This window comes from Vibrio sp. MED222, assembly GCF_000153005.1.
In the GTDB taxonomy this organism is placed as follows: domain Bacteria; phylum Pseudomonadota; class Gammaproteobacteria; order Enterobacterales; family Vibrionaceae; genus Vibrio; species Vibrio tasmaniensis_A.
Genome location: NZ_CH902606.1, coordinates 211,248 through 227,761, shown reverse-complemented (window position 1 = coordinate 227,761; position 16,514 = coordinate 211,248). Strand labels below are relative to the sequence as shown.

Below are 16,514 nucleotides of genomic sequence, written 5' to 3'. Positions count from 1 at the left end.
TTTCGACTAGCGTTTCAAACCAGCGTTAATCGCACTGATGTCTTCAGGTAAAAGCTCGCCACCCAAGAACTTGAGCTGCAGTGACACCAAAATGAAATCAATTTGCGCTTCAGTCAGGTCTTGCTTCGCCGCATAGAGCTGACGAGTTCCGTTCAGCACATCGACAATCGTTCTGCTGCCAATTTCAAAACCTTGTTGAGTCGCAACAAGTGAACGTTCGGCAGAATGAACAGAGTTGGCATAGGCTTGCTGAGCACTAATAAGGGCATTGAGGTCTTTTTCTGCACCGCGGATTTGACGCGTTACGCTTCTCCAAGATTGCTCTTGAAGCTGAAGGGCTTGTTGGTATTGAACCTTGGCTTGTTGTACTTCGTTGCTGGTTGCCCCGCCTCGGTAAACAGGCAAGGTCATTGCTACACCTGCAAACACAGTTGAGTTGTCATCAATGCTATTAAACTGTTGTTTTGACTGACCCATCTCGGTTCTACGAATCTCGCTCGCAAACGTATACCGGTACTCAGCAACCAAGCCTAACGACGGTTGATGTCCAGCTTGCGCAAGTTCAATCTGCTGCTTGCTTAGCTCAACCAGCTGTTTCTGAATTTGCATCTCAGGGTTAAATTGCTGGGCTTTTTCCTGCCATGTCAGCGCATTTTCCGGCGTTGGGATATTTGCGTCGTAACGGTCCGTATTCAGTGGATAAACCGACGAAAACTCATTGCCAGACAGCTCGTAAAGCGCGTCCAATGATTTCTCAACTTCGTTTTCAGCCACAATCACCGATGCAGAAACTAAATCGAACTGAGCGCGCGCATCAATCACGTCATTTTCCGGAATCATCCCCAATGAAAATTGACGTTCGGTTTGCTTAAGTTGCTCTTCGATCGCTTCTTGTGTCGCTTTGGTTTGCTTTAACGACTCTTGCGCTTTAAGGGCATTGAAATAACCCACCACGACTTGTAAAGCGAGGCTCTCTAACGCGACTTGGTGTGAGACTTGGCTGAGCTCAACCTGCTGATTACTTAGCTCATTTGCCGCGTTCAGTTCCGCGTTATAAAGATTTTGCCCAACAGAAATAGACGCTTGCGCCGCGTTGGTGTCTATCTCGTTGAGTGTGGTGTAGCTGTTACGAAGCACACCATACGCAAGGTTTGCATCAACCTGAGGTAAATACGCGGCACCTACTTTGTCTGCACCATAGGTCGCACTATCAATGGCTAGTGCTGCACTTTTTAACGCAGGGTTATTGTCGAGAGACTGCTGATACAGCTCGCTTAAGCTGACACTTTCAGCCAATGCTCCGTAGCTCGTTAATGCTCCGGCCACCAGCACAGCTAACGCCGAGATCTTCATAGAAGATCTCGGCGTTCTGCGATTAACGGCAACCGAACTTGTAAGCATTGAAGTTTGTTTTTTCATGGAATGACCCACCAACACATCAAATGGATGAACGGACTTGCGCCCTTTTGAGTCAAGTTTTGCGATTTAGGGCGTTGAGCTGTAGCGCCGTCGGAATCAAACTTGTTCTAAGTCATGATTTACTGGCAAATACCGAGGGTTTTGTGTCGGGTTCCACATAGAATTTGGATTTAATTAATTACTTATTAAATAGATTTAAATCAAAATTAGTCATAAAACCCACTGATAGAATCACCTCATTACCTATTCACTGAGTTAATCTCGTAAATGTCCGATTTGATTTGCACTCGTGGCTACATCACTTGGTTTCACCTAGAAAACGGGTTTGGTTTTGCTAAACCTGATCACGGTGATATTGATGTACTCATTCACATCAGTGTCATTGAATTTGATGGTGAAATTAACGTAGAGGAAGGTCAGCGAGTTTATATGGAGCTTGAGGAAGTAAAAGGTAAGCCTCACTGGAATGCCGTCAAAGTGCTACCTCTGGCAAAACCATTCTCCGCATTTGAGTCAGTATGATGAAGACTCATCAACGAGGTCGTCCTACGCTGTCGCCAGTTGTGAAGCTTGCTAAACACGTTGTAAAAGACTATCAAGATTACGTGAGCCTTAACCTTCGTTACCAAGCTCAGTTTCGTCAACACTACCCAGACCACAACGCAGAGCAGTTGGCTCTCATTAACGCCGACATCATCAGCGCCTCCGAGGAGTATAAGATTTGGAGCAGCATTGATAACCTAATGCTGTCTGCGCAACGTCATTCTGATCCGATCAAGCAATGGCAAAGCACCCAAGAGAAGGTATTAGGTAATGTGCAGCAACTTATTAGCCTGTACCAGCTTCGGATTAGATCGCTTCCTGCGCAGCCAAGGTCAATACTTGTGTGTGATTTCGCGGATCAGCTTTGGCTCCATGAGCAAGCTGTCACGCAAAAAGGAATATCACAAAAGGGAATATCTCAAACGGTAATCTCGCAAACGTTAGTTTCGCAAACAGTGGCCTCTTGGCTCGAAAGTACATTAGTTAAGGCGACTGGCTTTCAACAAGATGATTGGTTCTATACCGTCACTGAAAGCTTCAAATCAAGCATCAGAGAGCTTAACGGAGCTTTATTGAATGGTTCAGAAAGTCTCAATCATTTCTGGAGTGACGACACTTCGTTTGTGCTTGAGCGCATCAAGCATCAACGAAAGATCATTCGCTTACTGATGCTGCATATTATTGACAACAAAATAGATTCATTGCTGCTAAGGCAAGCACAAAGCAGCGCGGGCAGACCAGCACTCCCCTTGCCTGTGCAATTAATGCGACAAGAGCAAGCGCTTCAAGATACGTACCTCGAATACAGAAAGGTGTGTCATGCACACAACCAAGCAGCATTAAGCATCGAAACACTGGCCGCCAAGGCGCTCGAAAAAAACAGCAAAGCAACAACCCAAACAAAAGCCGGTAGAAAACCGATGAGCGAACTGCAAAAACTCGTCAATCAGAGCCTAGTATTAGAAGATCAGATACTGTGCCAAGAACATCAGCTTAATGAGCGCACCATCGATTGTTCAAAATTAAAATCTAACCAAAGTAGCGATGGTGAAAGTGGCTCGGCAATAGATAAACCCGTTAAGAAAGGACGCCCAACACTCTCACCTCAAGACCAAATAGCTCGATTAAAAGCCAAACTCGACAACATAAATCAAGCCATTGAACAGTTGAAATCAAAAACTAACTCAGCGACCGCTGATACGATAGTGAGAAATATTTTTCAGTATCAAAGCCTTTGGCTGACCAATAAAATAGCGCACGCTGATCGCATATTAGCGAAACAAGAGAGTCCACTTGAGCTTGCTCGGCGTCGCAAGTGGGCTCAAAAGTTACTGACGATACGATCCACCTTAAGTAAGATTTAGACTTAACCTTGAGTGAGCTACGATGAGTTTCTACCTATTAAATCAAAATCTGCTTTTTAACAGTCAAAGCGGAAAGCTGTTAAACCTGACGTCTTTGCAAGAGACGCAACTGCGTTCCAATGAGTGGAAGTTGCTGTCACTTTTCATTGAACATTCAGGTTCTGACCTCACATCATCATTTATTCTTGAGGCCATTTGGGAAAGTACGCGTGCAAAATCGAGTGTCGCCACCGCGGTAAAAAACTTGCGTGCCCAACTGGGAGATTCGAGCGAACAACCAAAGTTCATCCAAACTCAAGTGATGAAGGGCTACGCCTACATCGGAGAAACTCAAGCGCTCACTGAAACAGAATACCAATCATTGATTGCTCGCCACGCTTCGTTATGGTCAAAAACAGCAAACTGGGTTCAACATAACAAAACCTTTTTTATTCATAACCTTATCAGGTTCGCATGTGTTCTTTTTATCGGCTGGAACTTAGTCGGCTTATACCATAACGGCGCATTCAGTCGCCTAATCGCAGAGCCGACCATAGCGCCACCTATCCCGATGTTGATCCATCAAAACGCTGAGACGCCAAGTGATCAAGACATTCAAATCTGCCAATCGCTACTGATTGAAGCTCAACAGAGTGCACTCTTCGATACTTTACCCTTTCATCGTGAAAGCTCTGCCCCGTCACTGCCGAGATTGTTTTGGCGAGATCACAATAAGGAGGTGCTTGTATGTCATCTATCACCACTAAAATAATCACAAGCGGTTTCATTATTGTGGCGCTGATTTCTTACGTCATCAAAGACATCTACATTTCTCAATACAGCCCAGAATCGGTGTTTGTCGATCAGTATTGGTCGTATAAGCACAGAAGATACCCAGGTCAATTTGGTTACTTGGCTCAGTTATGGGATATACGCGTCGTCGAGACAGAATCTGAAGTCTTCATGACTAAGGACAAGTCTTATCACGCCATGCACTTCAATTTTTTCGCCCCATCAGGTTCCGTTGCTCAGGTGACGGTGAAGTTCGACACTGAGTGGCAACGCTTTGAAAACAACCATATCCAGTTTGATGTGATTGCAGACTCAATTCGTTTAGAAGAAGCATCAAGGAAAATTGATCAAGTTAAATTCCACGCTTTCTCAAGAGATATAATCCTCCGTATGTTCTCAACGCCAAGAAAAATCATCTCTGTATCGTCACATGAAATCATCACTGAATTGCCGTATATAGGTTTGGTAAGGCAGATAAAAATAGACACACCGCATTTGCTTGAAGCGCGTTAATCGAACTCGAAAAATAAACACCTAGTATTGATCACATTTTCATCTCATTACCGAAGATAAAATTTAGCGAATTCAACATTAATGCGGGATAATTTCCATCATAAGGTCTGGGTTTACTTTCTATTGAGGTTTGAGCATGTTTTCTTATGAGCATCTATTGGCATTTTGCACCACGTACGAAGCATCTTCATACAGCGCAGCTGCCAAAAAGTTAGGCAAAGACCGCACCACAATACGAGACCAAGTAAAGGCCGTCGAAGACTTATATGGCGTTACGCTATTTGAAATCATCGGAAAGAAAGCAACACCGACTCAAGCGGCTGATCATATCTATCAACGCTCCAAGGTTGTGTTGAATAACACTGAGAAGCTCAGCACCTCATTAGAAAACATCTATATGGATGAGATGCTGACGCTCAATATCTATCACGACATTTCGCTACCACTCAATTTGGCTGTCAAAATCGAGCACGCTTTACAACAAAAATGCCCTGAACTTCGTGTGCATTGGCTGCATCGTAATCGAGAGGACGCGTTTGATAACATTGAATCTGAATCGAACAGCATCGCGCTTATGGAGCATAAAAACATCCAACGTTTTAGTAAAAATATCGAGTTCTTCTCTTTGGGCTATGGCAAGCTAGGTATGTATGCAGGAAAAAGAAGCAAACTCCCTCACCTCAACGCGCTGTCAATTGAAGACTTAAAGTTAGACAAGCAATATGTGAGCGAAAACCATTTCAACACGCTACCAGAGCTCTATTTTATTTCCCCCCAGTACCACCTAGTCAGCAATAACGACCTCTTATTAGAATTGGTAAAACATGACGGTTGGGCAATCATGAGTACCGATCTAGCAAAGCCCCTAGTCCAGCGCGGCGAGTTGGTAGCTCTCCAAGTAAAACAGGTCGCAAATCATTTTAATTTTGGACTAACCTTGTATTACCCAGTATCAATGGGTAACAAAGAACCACTACCTACAATCAAGAAAATCACTCAAGCACACTTCGCCCCATAGTTATATTAATGGGTTAGGTAACAATATTAACGTGTTATCTAGCCATATTGATGGATTTTAACCCGCATATGTGAATTTTTCGTTTCTAGATTCAATGTCATGATGATTGCGTTCTCAAATTACAAAGGCATTCATCATGAATAAGAAAATTTTATCTACCGCTATTATTGCTACCTTCTCTATGGGCGTTGTTACTGCCGCCGAAGCATGTACCCGCTTGCTTTGGGATACACAAGATCAAGGCACATTCGTTTCACGTACAGTGGACTGGTCAGAACCAACCAACGTCCACCTCGTCAACATTCCAAAAAACAGCGCTTACCTTACCCACTTAAATAACTCTAACCAAGTAACCTCTAAATATGATGTCACTGGATTAACAACTTATGGGCAAATTACTGATGGTATGAATAGTGAAGGGCTTAGTGGTAATGTGCTGTACGACCGAAACATGGATACAGATGACTCAACGCAAGCTGACGACTTAGGTACGCTGACCTACCTTAAACATGTTTTATCGCAGTTTAGTACTGTTGAAGAGGCCGTTAAATTCGTTGAAAAATCGCAACCTGCCATTGAATTCGTACCCGGTATTCCCGTTAGAATTGCTCTGCACATTAGCCTTCAAGACACATCGGGTGACTCAGCAATTATAGAATTTAGAGCAGAAGGACCTCGAGTATGGCATGGCGCGGAATACACCGTAATGACCAACCAACCCGATTACGACCAACATCTGGCCAATGTAGAACGCTCTAAACGCGGTTGGGGGCCAAAAGAAGCACAATACTCACAAACCAACTTAGGGACTGGCGGTAATGCCAACCCAGAAGACAGGTTTGTACATTCAAGTTACTACATGGAACACCTTACGGAGCCGAGCAGCGTGATCAACGGTATGGTCAAACTGGACTCGCTTACTTACAAGATCCCACATGATGCGCCAATTGCACCCATTGATGGTGTGATGTCTGGCTACGCGACGGAATACGCTGTTAACTATCACCTACAAACAGGAGAAACGTTGCTTCGCTATCAGTGGGGAGATGACTTCACTCAGCTTCAATACAACATGCGAGATATCCAAGAATCTGGAAAAGCGATCAGCTTCCAGTTAATCCAGCCGGGTTTGATTGGAGATGTGACTGAAACGATCATTAAATCTGCAAACTAATCAAACTAAGCACGCGTAAACCTGAGACAAAGGCCACTTGGCCTTTGTCCTATTCATAATCAACACTCCGCTTCAACCAGAGTGCATCTACCGCGCTCTCACTCTCAACTTATATTAAGTACCTTTCAAAGCGATACTAAAGTTGGGTCTACAAATTCTTAGTTGCGTAACCCTTCAGTACTTCAACCAAACCTTTATACACATTGGTATTTTCAAAACTCGTTGGATAGAAGAATGAGAGCCCGAACTTCGCGCTGTGTGAAAGCAACTCATTGAACTCTATTCGGCGTAGCTGCTTCGTGTTCACCGCTTCGGTCGCTAAGCTTTTTGGAAGTAACGCCCAGCCATTCACTTTCACTAACTCCAGTAACATATCGTTATTACTAACGGTGCGAAAATACGGTGATATGCCCAACCACTCTGGCATGGTTTTGCTTTGGTTTTCACTGATGTATTGCGTTTCTAATTGAAGATCTTCAAGTCGAATCTCACCGATTTTGAACAAAGGACTATCAATCCGTGCGTAGGCAGCAATATCACCGTCACCAAGTTTGATGGCGCTGATTGGGTATTCCGACATGTTTTCCATTCGGTGCTGCATGATCGCAACTTTGTTGTGCGCTTGTGTCACATCAACCAAGATCTCATCTCGATTTCGATGCAGCCAATTGAGCACCATGTCCGGGTGAGCCTTCAAAACATGCTGTTCTATCTCCACCACTAAATCGTTGGGCATCAGAGTATCGTGATAGAAATCTAAACGGGTCAGTTCTTGTTGGTAAGCATTCATCATTCTTAGATGCAATCGCTCACTGTTTTGCACCAACAATTTTGACTGCTTATAAATAGAACGTGCAAAGCTGGTTGGTACCGCCTTTTTTCCTTCAATCGTAAATAAAATGGTTCGATAGCTGTCTTCTAACGCTTTCACTTGTTCTCGAATGGTTGTTCTATCTTTACCAAGGAATCTCGCAGCCTTGCTATAGCTCTGTTCGTCATACGTCGCACAGAATGAGTTTAAGTGTTCATAAGAAAACATCCCCACCGCCTTAGATTATTAATGTTTGGTTTTACCCATCATTATGCGTTATTAGAAACGTAATAACACTGCTAAATTAGCAACAAATGTGAGGCGAAGAGAGTTTTCACTCTGTATTTGAACGATAAAATTCGCTTCTCTATGTATTGGCAGTAAGCCCAGAAGTTAGCTATACACACTTATTTGAACAGAGTTACGCATTGCTAATTATGGGTTTACCGCCTCTCTTTTCTTATCACTTATCCGTGAATACAAAGAACTGACTTTCTAAGCGCTCACAGGAAGATTGATTTTCCAAAGCGCGATGGTCGACTGAATCCTCTCATAAAACAAGGTCGTTAGTTGAGAGCAATAGGATCCATTATGAAAAAGCTACTTCTCTCAACGGTTATTGCTGGCCTAGTCGCCACACCTGCTTTCGCCGAAACCTCTACTAGCCCTATCACGCTCTATGTATCGAACGACATCATTACTCTTTCAGATCACGATCATAGCAACGTAGACGCTATCGCAGTCCAAGACGGTAAAATCCTCGACCTTGGCGATCAAAAAACACTTACCACTAAGTACCAATCTAAAGATGGTTTTACGATTGATAAATCATTTGAAGATCGCGTTCTTACACCGGGCTTCGTTGAACCTCACGTTCACCTTTGGCTGATGGCGTTATTGATCGGCGCAGACTTTATTACTCCTGCTGATTGGGATTTACCGTGGGGCAACGTTGAAGGCGTAATAGGCCATGATAACTACTTAGCCCGTTTAACAGAGTTAGAAAGTGAACTGGCAGAAGGCGAACCATTGGTAAGCTGGGGCTACCATCACTACTTCCACGGCAATGAAATGAGCCGCGAGTTGCTGAATAACATTTCTGAAGACCGACCAATTATCATTTGGCATCGTAGCTTCCACGAATTGTTCTTCAACGATGCAGCGATGGAAATGCTAGGTTGGTCTGAAGAAGACTGGACTGGCGAAGGCTATAACTACGATCAGCTAGACTGGGAACGAGGCCATGCTTATGAAGCTGGAGCTAAAATCCTTCTCAATGATGTAATGAGCTTCTGGGTAAATAGCGGCATTTTTGCAACGGGGATGGAGCGAACCAAAGATTACATCCACTCTGGTGGTATCACTACCGCGATTGACCCAGGTGTTGTTGCAACACCAGAGATGTTCGAACAAGTAGTCGACATTCTTGAAGACGGTAACTTCCCAATGGATTACTGGTTAATGCCAGCTGGTAACTTTACCTACATGATGGCAGAAAACGACCCTGCCAAAGGTAAAGCGATTGCCGAAGGTTTGACTCAGCACCCGTCTTATCAAGGCGAACAGATCAAATGGCTACCTAAATTCGTTAAGTTGTTTGCAGACGGCGCAATGTACAGCCAGTTAATGCAACTTAAAGATGGTTACACCGATGGTCACTCAGGTGAATGGTTGCAAGAGCCTAAAGATCTTGAAGCAAGTATGCGCCCCTACTGGGAAGACGACTACACGATTGTTATCCATGCCAATGGTGATCTAGGCTTTGAGACTGCATTGAACATTGTCGACAAGCTCAACAAAGAAAAAAGCAGAGACGATCACAGAACCAGCTTCCATCACCTAGGTATTACCGATAAAGACGACATCCCTAAAGCCGTTGAACTTGGCGCAAACTTTAGTGTAAACCCTTACTACACACATATTCTGGCTGAGCTTTACTCTGAACAAGGTATCGGTCAAGAGCGTGCAGAAGTGATGGCGCGTGGACGTTCATTCATCGATGCGGGTGGTATTTTATCATTGCACTCAGATTCACCAATGGCACCAGCGCAACCACTAGGGTTAGTTTGGGCTGCTGTAAACAGAATTGGTCTGTCTGGCAAAACGGTAATGGGACCTCAAGAGCGCATCACAGTTGATGAAGCAATGCGCGCAATCACGATTGATGCAGCATACACAGCACGTCTAGAAAATGAAGTTGGTACCATTGATATCGGTAAAACGGCCAACTTTACGGTACTTGACGACAACCCATACACAGTAAAACCTGAAGACATCAACAAGATAAAAGTTGAAGCAACGATTTACCAAGGTATCCCTGCTCCTGTAAAAAACAGTAACTCTGGTTTAGCCATGACTGAGCAAAATATGAAAGTTGTGAATGTAATCAACAGATACCACAACGCTCACGGTCATCACCACCATCATGATCATGACCACGATGTGTGTGCGACAAGCTTGTACTTCCAACATGCTCTTACGGCGATTCAACAGAAATAACGTAGGTACAATAACGATGAACATTGCTCTAAGCTGAGCGAAAGTATCTCAATAGCTTAAGCTTCATTGTTCTCAAAAAGTGATAGTGTGACCTCAGCGTCCGCTATCACTTTTTCTTTTTATGATACATGTTTACCGATTCCGCGATACAGACCTCCTATATTCAATTATCTCTATACAAAGATCTCAAACTCAATCCGACACGCTCGCACACCTTCAATCCCCTATCTCACTGCTTTCCACATCACAACCAAATATCCCAACACTTCACAGATCATCGAGGACATTTGCTGTTTGGTGGTGCAATCTATTAGCCACAACATAGCTCAACAAGTGCAGCTTTCTAAATACTGGCTCTAGCGAATTGAGCTCATACCGTGAACAAGTGTGTTCATCACACTTGGCACTAGGCAAGATAAAAGCCCCACACCTTCTCATTTTAACTGGCTAACCTCTTTTCGTAGCATCTCACCTCGCCTCATGAAAGCCACATAAATCTGATTTAATTGCGCTGTTTACCACCATAACTGTACCCTTCTTCATCAGCCAATCTTCTCTTTTGTTTTCCTTTGATGACACCGGTATTGAAACGTCTATTAAGCAGATGAAATGCAATGAAAAATCAATAAATACAATAGCTTAATAAAAACATAAAAACTTCAAAATTAGTTTTATCATCACCAAAATCGATAACATGACCCGGTCAATTACAACTCAGGTCAATACTATGTCTACCATTTGGGAATTAGATATGGGTTATCTAGAGTCACTTGGCAAGGAGCTACGCGGATACATTAAGGATGATGAAGTGACGGTATTACCCCAGCTTAGAACGCAATATCTTGCCGAGCTAAATGCAGTTATTGAAAAGATGGTTTCGTCTTCAGCGAAAACAGATCAAATGGAGGCATTGGTAAAGGTTTGCCAGCATATTGCGACAACGGTGAACACCTCTCGCTATCACCGACTTAGCCAATGTATTGAGCGTATTCACTCACTCGTCAACAAGTTGCGTCACCAGCAGAATGCGGACTCGCAACCTCTTAACGCGGATGCATTGTTTTTACTCGCGCAAAACCATGGCATTGCGATCTCAAGACACGACCTCAACGACGGTAAAGCAAGTTCGGTTTCCTTCGCTTATCAGCAAGGTTATCTGTCCATTTCAGAAGCGTTTGATGCATTGAGTGCACTGTTTAAACATCAACGCCATTCACAACTGGCCAGCACGCTAAACAGCCCTGCTTATCTATCTCAATGCGCTTAGCCAGATTACGTTCTAACAATAAGATTTAATTATGAAATTTTTATCATTACCCTTTTGTTTAGCTCCACTTTTTTTATCGTCTTTAGCTAATGCAAGCCAACCATACTCTGATACATTAACCGGTGATTGGGGAGGAAATCGTAGTCACATTAAAGACAACGGACTCTCGCTCGATGCTGAATACACCAACGTTTACCAATCGGCGGTTTATGGCTCACCATCAAATTCAAATGAGTTCACACACCGTTTTGATCTGTTTGCAGCGCTTGATACCGAAAATGCAGGCCTATGGAATAACGGCACCTTTCGCACCCAGTTGATCTATCTAAACGGAGATGCGAACGACTTTGGCTTCTCGAGTTTGTCAGTACCTAATTCAGCCCATTACGCAGACAGCAGCAGCCCTTTCTTCTCATCCTTGTATTACACACACAAGTTTGATGACAACACCAACCTACTTTTTGGCAAGATCGACGCGTTTGAGCTACTACGAAATGCGCCATTCTACGGTGGTGCAACTCGTCATGGATTCATGAACATTGCTTTTTCTGCTCCACCAAGTGGCGTGACACCGCCATCATTTATTGGCGGCATCCTGAACCACACCATCGGCGATACACGAATCATGGCGATGATTTATGATCCAAGAGATCGATACGATGACAATTTAGGGTTCAATGATTGGTTTGATGATGGCGTGAACTTCTCATTAGGTGCGACTCACTCATTCAAACTGTTCGATAGAAGTTCTACGTTTGGTATGTCTGGTACATACAGCACTGAAGAAGGAGTGGATTACTCGTCTTTGGGTGAAACTGCAAAATATAAGTACAACATTCGAGCTCAAGCAACACACAATATCTACGAGAACAATGACGATACCATCGCGGTCTATCTAAGAGCAGCAGCGGCAGACGGTAATCCAAATATCATTGATGGAACGTTTGTTGGCGGCTTTGGAGGCAACGCTTTCTTCTTCGACAGACCTCAAGATCAATGGGGCGCGGGCTACTATTACTACAACTTGTCTAATGCGTTACAAAACAGCATTAGCGATTTGCCACTAGGAGCTGAATTAAAAGACGAGCAAGGTTTTGAGATCTACTACGCGTTCCAAGCGACGCCATGGTTAACCTTTACCGCGGATGCGCAATACGTCACACCTGCAGTCAGCACTCAAAGCAAAGTCGCGTTGTTTGGCCTAAGAACGAATATCGTTTTCTAGTACCACGCATAAACTAAGACGTTCTAAATAAAAAGAGCCTGATCATCAGTGATCAGGCTCTTTTTTGGATTTTCACATTGAATCGAAATTCATCGATTAAGGCGTGCCAACCTCAGATAAAGACACCAATTGTTTAGTATATTCATGCTGCGGATTACCAAACAAAGTCTCAGTGTCACCTTTCTCTATTACCTCGCCAGCTTTCATGACGATGGTGTAATGACACAAGGATTTCACGACATTCAGATCATGACTGATAAACAAATAGGTCAGGCCGTACTTTTCTTGAAGTGACTTCAGCAAATCCAGTACTTGCGCTTGAACGGTTCTGTCGAGTGACGATGTTGGTTCATCGAGCAAGATAAACTCTGGCTTAAGGATCAAAGCACGAGCAATCGCAATACGTTGCCTTTGACCGCCCGAAAACTCATTCGGGTAACGGTGACGAGTTTCAGGGTCTAGGTCGACCTCTTTCATTACATCGCAGATGCGTTGGTCGAGTTCAGTGTCGTCCAATTGTTGATGCACTAACAAACCCTCGCCAATCACCTGAGCAACCGACATTCTCGGGTTTAACGCCGAGAATGGGTCTTGAAAGACCACTTGCATACGGCTTCTAAACGGTAGCATCTGTTGGCGGTTTAAGCCCCGAATTTGTTCATCTGCGTAAGTAATTGAACCTTCACTTTGCACCAATTTGAGTATCGCCATACCGGTTGTCGATTTACCAGAGCCACTTTCGCCAACTAAACCGATTGAGTGCCCTTTCTTCAAAGTGAACTCCATATCGGTCACAGCTTTGACATGAGAAATGGTTCGCTTGAATAAACCGCCCGTAATCGGGAACCAAACACGAAGTTGATTAACATCGAGCAGAGGTTCACTTTCCGGAGAAACTGGAACGGGCAAGCCTTTCGGATCAGAGTTGATAAGCTTTTGCGTATAAGGGTGAGCTGGAGCATTAAACAGGGTATGGCAGTCATTGCTTTCAACCAAGCGACCATCTTTCATTACCGCCACTCTGTCGGCAATTTTACGAACGATACTCAAATCGTGTGTGATAAAGAGCATCGCCATACCCAGCTCTTGTTGCAGATCTTTTAACAGGTCGAGAATCTGCGCTTGTACTGATACATCCAACGCAGTCGTCGGCTCGTCAGCGATAAGCAGCTCTGGCTCGTTAATCAGAGCCATTGCGATCATTACACGCTGACGCTCTCCACCTGATAGCTCGTGTGGGTACGCTGATATCTTCTGCTCTGGGTAACGAATACCCACCTTTGAAAGCCACTCTATCGCCAAGGCTTGAGCTTTATTGGTTCGCATACCTCGGTGAATCGCGAGGGTTTCAACCAGATGCTTACCGACTCGATGAAGTGGATTAAGCGAAACCATAGGCTCTTGAAAGATCATGCCAATGCGGCCACCACGAATCCCTCGCAATTGCCTTTCAGAACAACTCAGAATATCGGTGCCAGAGAAATTGATCTTACCGTTTAAGTAGTGCGATGAGCCTTTAGGTAGCAGCTTTAACACTGAGTTAGCCGTAACCGATTTACCGGAGCCACTCTCGCCCACCAGCGCGAGTGTCTCACCTTTGTATATCTCCAACGAGACGTCTTGCGTCACTTGTTCTATCGAGTCTTTACGCCCAAACCCGACAGACAATTTATCTATGGTCAGAACTGGAGATGCATTCGAAGCCTCTGCTGTTGACCCTGAAGCAGGAACTGTATTTGAAGTCATAACCTATCCTTACTTCTGTTGATGTGGGTCGAAAGCATCACGCACCGCTTCACCAACGAAGACAAGTAACGTCAACATCAATGAAAGTACGACGAAAGCAGAAATGCCAAGCCAAGGCGCTTGCAAGTTAGCTTTACCTTGCGCCAATAGCTCACCTAATGAAGGCGAACCCGCAGGCAAACCAAAGCCTAAGAAATCTAACGACGTTAATGTGGTGACCGAGCCTGAAAGGATAAACGGCATCATGGTTAACGAAGCCACCATCGCGTTGGGTAGCATGTGGCGAAGCATAATGCGTTTGTCGTCAACGCCCATGGCTTGCGCGGCTCTTACATAATCAAAGTTTCGACAACGTAGGAATTCAGCTCGCACAATCCCAACCAAACTCATCCAACTGAAGAGCACCATAATCCCTAGCAACCACCAGAAATTCGGTTCAATGAAGCTCGACAGAATGATCAGCAAGAATAAGGTCGGCATTCCAGACCAGACTTCAATGAAGCGCTGCCCAAACAAGTCGACCCAACCACCGTAGTAACCTTGCGTTGCCCCGACAACTACGCCGACTACGCTCGATACAATCGTCAGAATAAAACCAAACAGAACAGAGATACGGAACCCATAAATGATGCGAGCCAATACATCTCGCCCTTTATCATCGGTTCCAAGCCAGTTCACTGAATCTGGCTCCGATGGCACCGCGCCCGAAATATCGAAGTTTATCGTATCGTAGCTAAAAGGAATGATTGGCCACACGATGTAACCGTTGTCTTCAATGAGTTCGATAACATACGGGTCTTTGTAGTCGGCTTCGGTTTCAAACTCGCCACCAAACTCTGTCTCGGCGTACTCATTGATAACAGGTACAAACCACTGATTATCATAAGAAACCAAGAGTGGTTTATCGTTGGCAATGATCTCCGCGAACAGGCTCAATCCAAACAAGATGGTAAATATCCAAAGGGAGATAAAACCACGCTTGTTTGCTTTAAAACGTAACCAACGAGCTTCAGCTAAAGGGTTGTTAAACATTTATTATCAATACCTTGTTATTCGTTCGCCATTAACGCGCTTCAAAATCAATTCGAGGATCAACCCAGGTATACGTCAGGTCGGAGATAATGCTCAGCACCAAGCCAAGCAAGGTCATGATATAGAGAGAACTAAACACCACTGGGTAATCTCGCTGAATAGTCGACTCAAAGCCAAGCAGGCCGATGCCTTCGAGTGAAAACATCACTTCAATCAACATAGAACCCGTGAAGAAAATACTAATAAATGCACTCGGGAAACCGGCAATAATGATCAGCATGGCGTTACGGAAAACGTGCTTGTAGAGAATACTGCTCTCGTCCAAGCCTTTCGCTCTCGCGGTGACCACATATTGCTTATTGATTTCATCAAGGAAGGAGTTTTTGGTCAACATACTGAGTGTGGCGAAACCGCCGATGACCATAGCGAAAATAGGCAAAGCTAAGTGCCAGAAGTAGTCACCAATTTGCTGATACCAGTTAAGTTGGTCGAAGTTACTCGACACGAGCCCACGCAATGGGAACCAACTGAAGTAGTTACCACTCGCGAACAAAATAATCAGGATAATCGCAAACAAGAAGCCCGGTACGGCATAGCCAACAATCACCACCGCACTCGACCAAATATCAAACCGAGATCCGTGATGTATCGCCTTCATAATGCCTAAAGGTATCGAAATCACGTAGATGATTAAGGTACTCCATAACCCTAAGGAGATGGAAACAGGCAGTCGCTCGATGATGAGATCAATAACGTTGCCGCCTTTAAACAGACTTTCACCGAAGTTAAAGGTCGCGTAGTTTTTCAACATATCGAAGTAACGAACATGAATTGGCTTATCAAAACCAAACTGCTTTTTGATCTCTTCAACCACTTCAGGATCAAGCCCGCGTGAGCCTTTATAGCCACTGGCAGACGCTTGGTCACTTTCGCTTAAATCAACTTCTTGTCCACCACCAGAAAAGCGCTCCATAATTCCAGAGTTATGCCCTTCTAATTGGGCAACAGCTTGCTCCACCGGGCCACCAGGGGCGATCTGAATGATGAAAAAGTTGATGGTGATGATCGCCCACAACGTGGGGATCACCAACAATAAACGTCGAAATATATACGCGGCCATGCTAACTAACTC

14 protein-coding genes are annotated in these 16,514 nt (G+C 44.3%); 9 read left to right on the top strand and 5 right to left on the bottom strand.

What is annotated here, in order from left to right; genetic code table 11:
- Nucleotides 1-6: 6 nt before the first annotated feature.
- Entirely contained in the window at nucleotides 7-1,419 is a 1,413-nt protein-coding gene (locus MED222_RS20225; protein WP_009844924.1) for a TolC family outer membrane protein, read from the bottom strand.
- Between the two features lie 267 nt (nucleotides 1,420-1,686).
- On the opposite strand from MED222_RS20225, the gene MED222_RS20230 reads away from it, so the two are divergent.
- From MED222_RS20230 to MED222_RS20255, 6 genes are all read left to right on the top strand, one after another.
- Nucleotides 1,687-1,941: a cold shock domain-containing protein gene (locus tag MED222_RS20230; RefSeq protein WP_009844923.1), complete on the top strand. Its 255-nt coding sequence runs from the start codon at nucleotides 1,687-1,689 to the stop codon at nucleotides 1,939-1,941.
- Nucleotides 1,938-3,326, top strand: a complete 1,389-nt coding sequence (locus MED222_RS20235) for a hypothetical protein (RefSeq protein ID WP_032555004.1) — start codon at nucleotides 1,938-1,940, stop codon at nucleotides 3,324-3,326. Before MED222_RS20230 ends, MED222_RS20235 begins: the two co-directional genes overlap by 4 nt.
- A 22-nt stretch (nucleotides 3,327-3,348) precedes the next feature.
- On the top strand, nucleotides 3,349-4,077 hold the full coding sequence (locus tag MED222_RS20240) for a winged helix-turn-helix domain-containing protein (RefSeq protein WP_009844921.1): 729 nt from the start codon (nucleotides 3,349-3,351) through the stop codon (nucleotides 4,075-4,077).
- Nucleotides 4,053-4,610 (top strand): hypothetical protein, encoded by a 558-nt coding sequence (locus MED222_RS20245; protein ID WP_009844920.1) that lies wholly within the window; start codon nucleotides 4,053-4,055, stop codon nucleotides 4,608-4,610. Before MED222_RS20240 ends, MED222_RS20245 begins: the two co-directional genes overlap by 25 nt.
- A 136-nt stretch (nucleotides 4,611-4,746) precedes the next feature.
- Complete coding sequence (locus MED222_RS20250) at nucleotides 4,747-5,628, top strand: LysR family transcriptional regulator (RefSeq protein ID WP_009844919.1); 882 nt, start codon at nucleotides 4,747-4,749, stop codon at nucleotides 5,626-5,628.
- A gap of 136 nt (nucleotides 5,629-5,764) precedes the next feature.
- Complete coding sequence (locus MED222_RS20255) at nucleotides 5,765-6,802, top strand: linear amide C-N hydrolase (protein ID WP_009844918.1); 1,038 nt, start codon at nucleotides 5,765-5,767, stop codon at nucleotides 6,800-6,802.
- A gap of 148 nt (nucleotides 6,803-6,950) precedes the next feature.
- Here MED222_RS20255 and MED222_RS20260 read toward each other — a convergent pair whose 3' ends face one another.
- The gene (locus tag MED222_RS20260; RefSeq protein WP_009844917.1) at nucleotides 6,951-7,841 is read right to left on the bottom strand and encodes a LysR family transcriptional regulator; all 891 of its coding nucleotides are present in this window, start codon (nucleotides 7,839-7,841) and stop codon (nucleotides 6,951-6,953) included.
- A gap of 363 nt (nucleotides 7,842-8,204) precedes the next feature.
- Here MED222_RS20260 and MED222_RS20265 point away from each other — a divergent pair, with 363 nt between their 5' ends.
- The 3 genes from MED222_RS20265 (at nucleotide 8,205) to MED222_RS20275 (ending at nucleotide 12,604) form a co-directional block, all read left to right on the top strand.
- Entirely contained in the window at nucleotides 8,205-10,112 is a 1,908-nt protein-coding gene (locus MED222_RS20265) for an amidohydrolase (protein WP_009844916.1), read from the top strand.
- Between the two features lie 727 nt (nucleotides 10,113-10,839).
- The gene (locus MED222_RS20270) at nucleotides 10,840-11,379 is read left to right on the top strand and encodes a hypothetical protein (protein WP_228012653.1); all 540 of its coding nucleotides are present in this window, start codon (nucleotides 10,840-10,842) and stop codon (nucleotides 11,377-11,379) included.
- 31 nt (nucleotides 11,380-11,410) lie between these two features.
- Nucleotides 11,411-12,604 carry a carbohydrate porin gene (locus MED222_RS20275; protein ID WP_009844914.1) on the top strand — a complete coding sequence of 398 codons (1,194 nt, stop codon included), beginning with the start codon at nucleotides 11,411-11,413 and terminating at the stop codon, nucleotides 12,602-12,604.
- A gap of 96 nt (nucleotides 12,605-12,700) precedes the next feature.
- Here MED222_RS20275 and MED222_RS20280 read toward each other — a convergent pair whose 3' ends face one another.
- Genes MED222_RS20280 through MED222_RS20290 form a run of 3 tightly spaced genes read right to left on the bottom strand, consistent with a single transcriptional unit; the run spans nucleotide 12,701 to nucleotide 16,502 of the window.
- The gene (locus MED222_RS20280; protein ID WP_009844913.1) at nucleotides 12,701-14,350 is read right to left on the bottom strand and encodes an ABC transporter ATP-binding protein; all 1,650 of its coding nucleotides are present in this window, start codon (nucleotides 14,348-14,350) and stop codon (nucleotides 12,701-12,703) included.
- 9 nt (nucleotides 14,351-14,359) lie between these two features.
- Entirely contained in the window at nucleotides 14,360-15,382 is a 1,023-nt protein-coding gene (locus MED222_RS20285; protein WP_009844912.1) for an ABC transporter permease, read from the bottom strand.
- 31 nt (nucleotides 15,383-15,413) lie between these two features.
- Nucleotides 15,414-16,502 carry a microcin C ABC transporter permease YejB gene (locus MED222_RS20290; RefSeq protein ID WP_004730359.1) on the bottom strand — a complete coding sequence of 363 codons (1,089 nt, stop codon included), beginning with the start codon at nucleotides 16,500-16,502 and terminating at the stop codon, nucleotides 15,414-15,416.
- Nucleotides 16,503-16,514: the final 12 nt, after the last annotated feature.

Excerpts from the sequence above, each read along its gene's own strand:
- MED222_RS20265 (WP_009844916.1), top strand. The coding sequence starts at position 8,205 with ATGAAAAAGCTACTTCTCTCAACGGTTATTGCTGGCCTAGTCGCCACA.
- MED222_RS20245 (WP_009844920.1), top strand. The coding sequence starts at position 4,053 with ATGTCATCTATCACCACTAAAATAATCACAAGCGGTTTCATTATTGTG.
- MED222_RS20255 (WP_009844918.1), top strand. The coding sequence starts at position 5,765 with ATGAATAAGAAAATTTTATCTACCGCTATTATTGCTACCTTCTCTATG.
- MED222_RS20225 (WP_009844924.1), bottom strand. The coding sequence starts at position 1,419 with ATGAAAAAACAAACTTCAATGCTTACAAGTTCGGTTGCCGTTAATCGC.
- MED222_RS20270 (WP_228012653.1), top strand. The coding sequence starts at position 10,840 with ATGTCTACCATTTGGGAATTAGATATGGGTTATCTAGAGTCACTTGGC.
- MED222_RS20235 (WP_032555004.1), top strand. The coding sequence starts at position 1,938 with ATGATGAAGACTCATCAACGAGGTCGTCCTACGCTGTCGCCAGTTGTG.
- MED222_RS20275 (WP_009844914.1), top strand. The coding sequence starts at position 11,411 with ATGAAATTTTTATCATTACCCTTTTGTTTAGCTCCACTTTTTTTATCG.
- MED222_RS20290 (WP_004730359.1), bottom strand. The coding sequence starts at position 16,502 with ATGGCCGCGTATATATTTCGACGTTTATTGTTGGTGATCCCCACGTTG.
- MED222_RS20250 (WP_009844919.1), top strand. The coding sequence starts at position 4,747 with ATGTTTTCTTATGAGCATCTATTGGCATTTTGCACCACGTACGAAGCA.
- MED222_RS20280 (WP_009844913.1), bottom strand. The coding sequence starts at position 14,350 with ATGACTTCAAATACAGTTCCTGCTTCAGGGTCAACAGCAGAGGCTTCG.
- MED222_RS20240 (WP_009844921.1), top strand. The coding sequence starts at position 3,349 with ATGAGTTTCTACCTATTAAATCAAAATCTGCTTTTTAACAGTCAAAGC.
- MED222_RS20230 (WP_009844923.1), top strand. The coding sequence starts at position 1,687 with ATGTCCGATTTGATTTGCACTCGTGGCTACATCACTTGGTTTCACCTA.
- MED222_RS20285 (WP_009844912.1), bottom strand. The coding sequence starts at position 15,382 with ATGTTTAACAACCCTTTAGCTGAAGCTCGTTGGTTACGTTTTAAAGCA.
- MED222_RS20260 (WP_009844917.1), bottom strand. The coding sequence starts at position 7,841 with ATGTTTTCTTATGAACACTTAAACTCATTCTGTGCGACGTATGACGAA.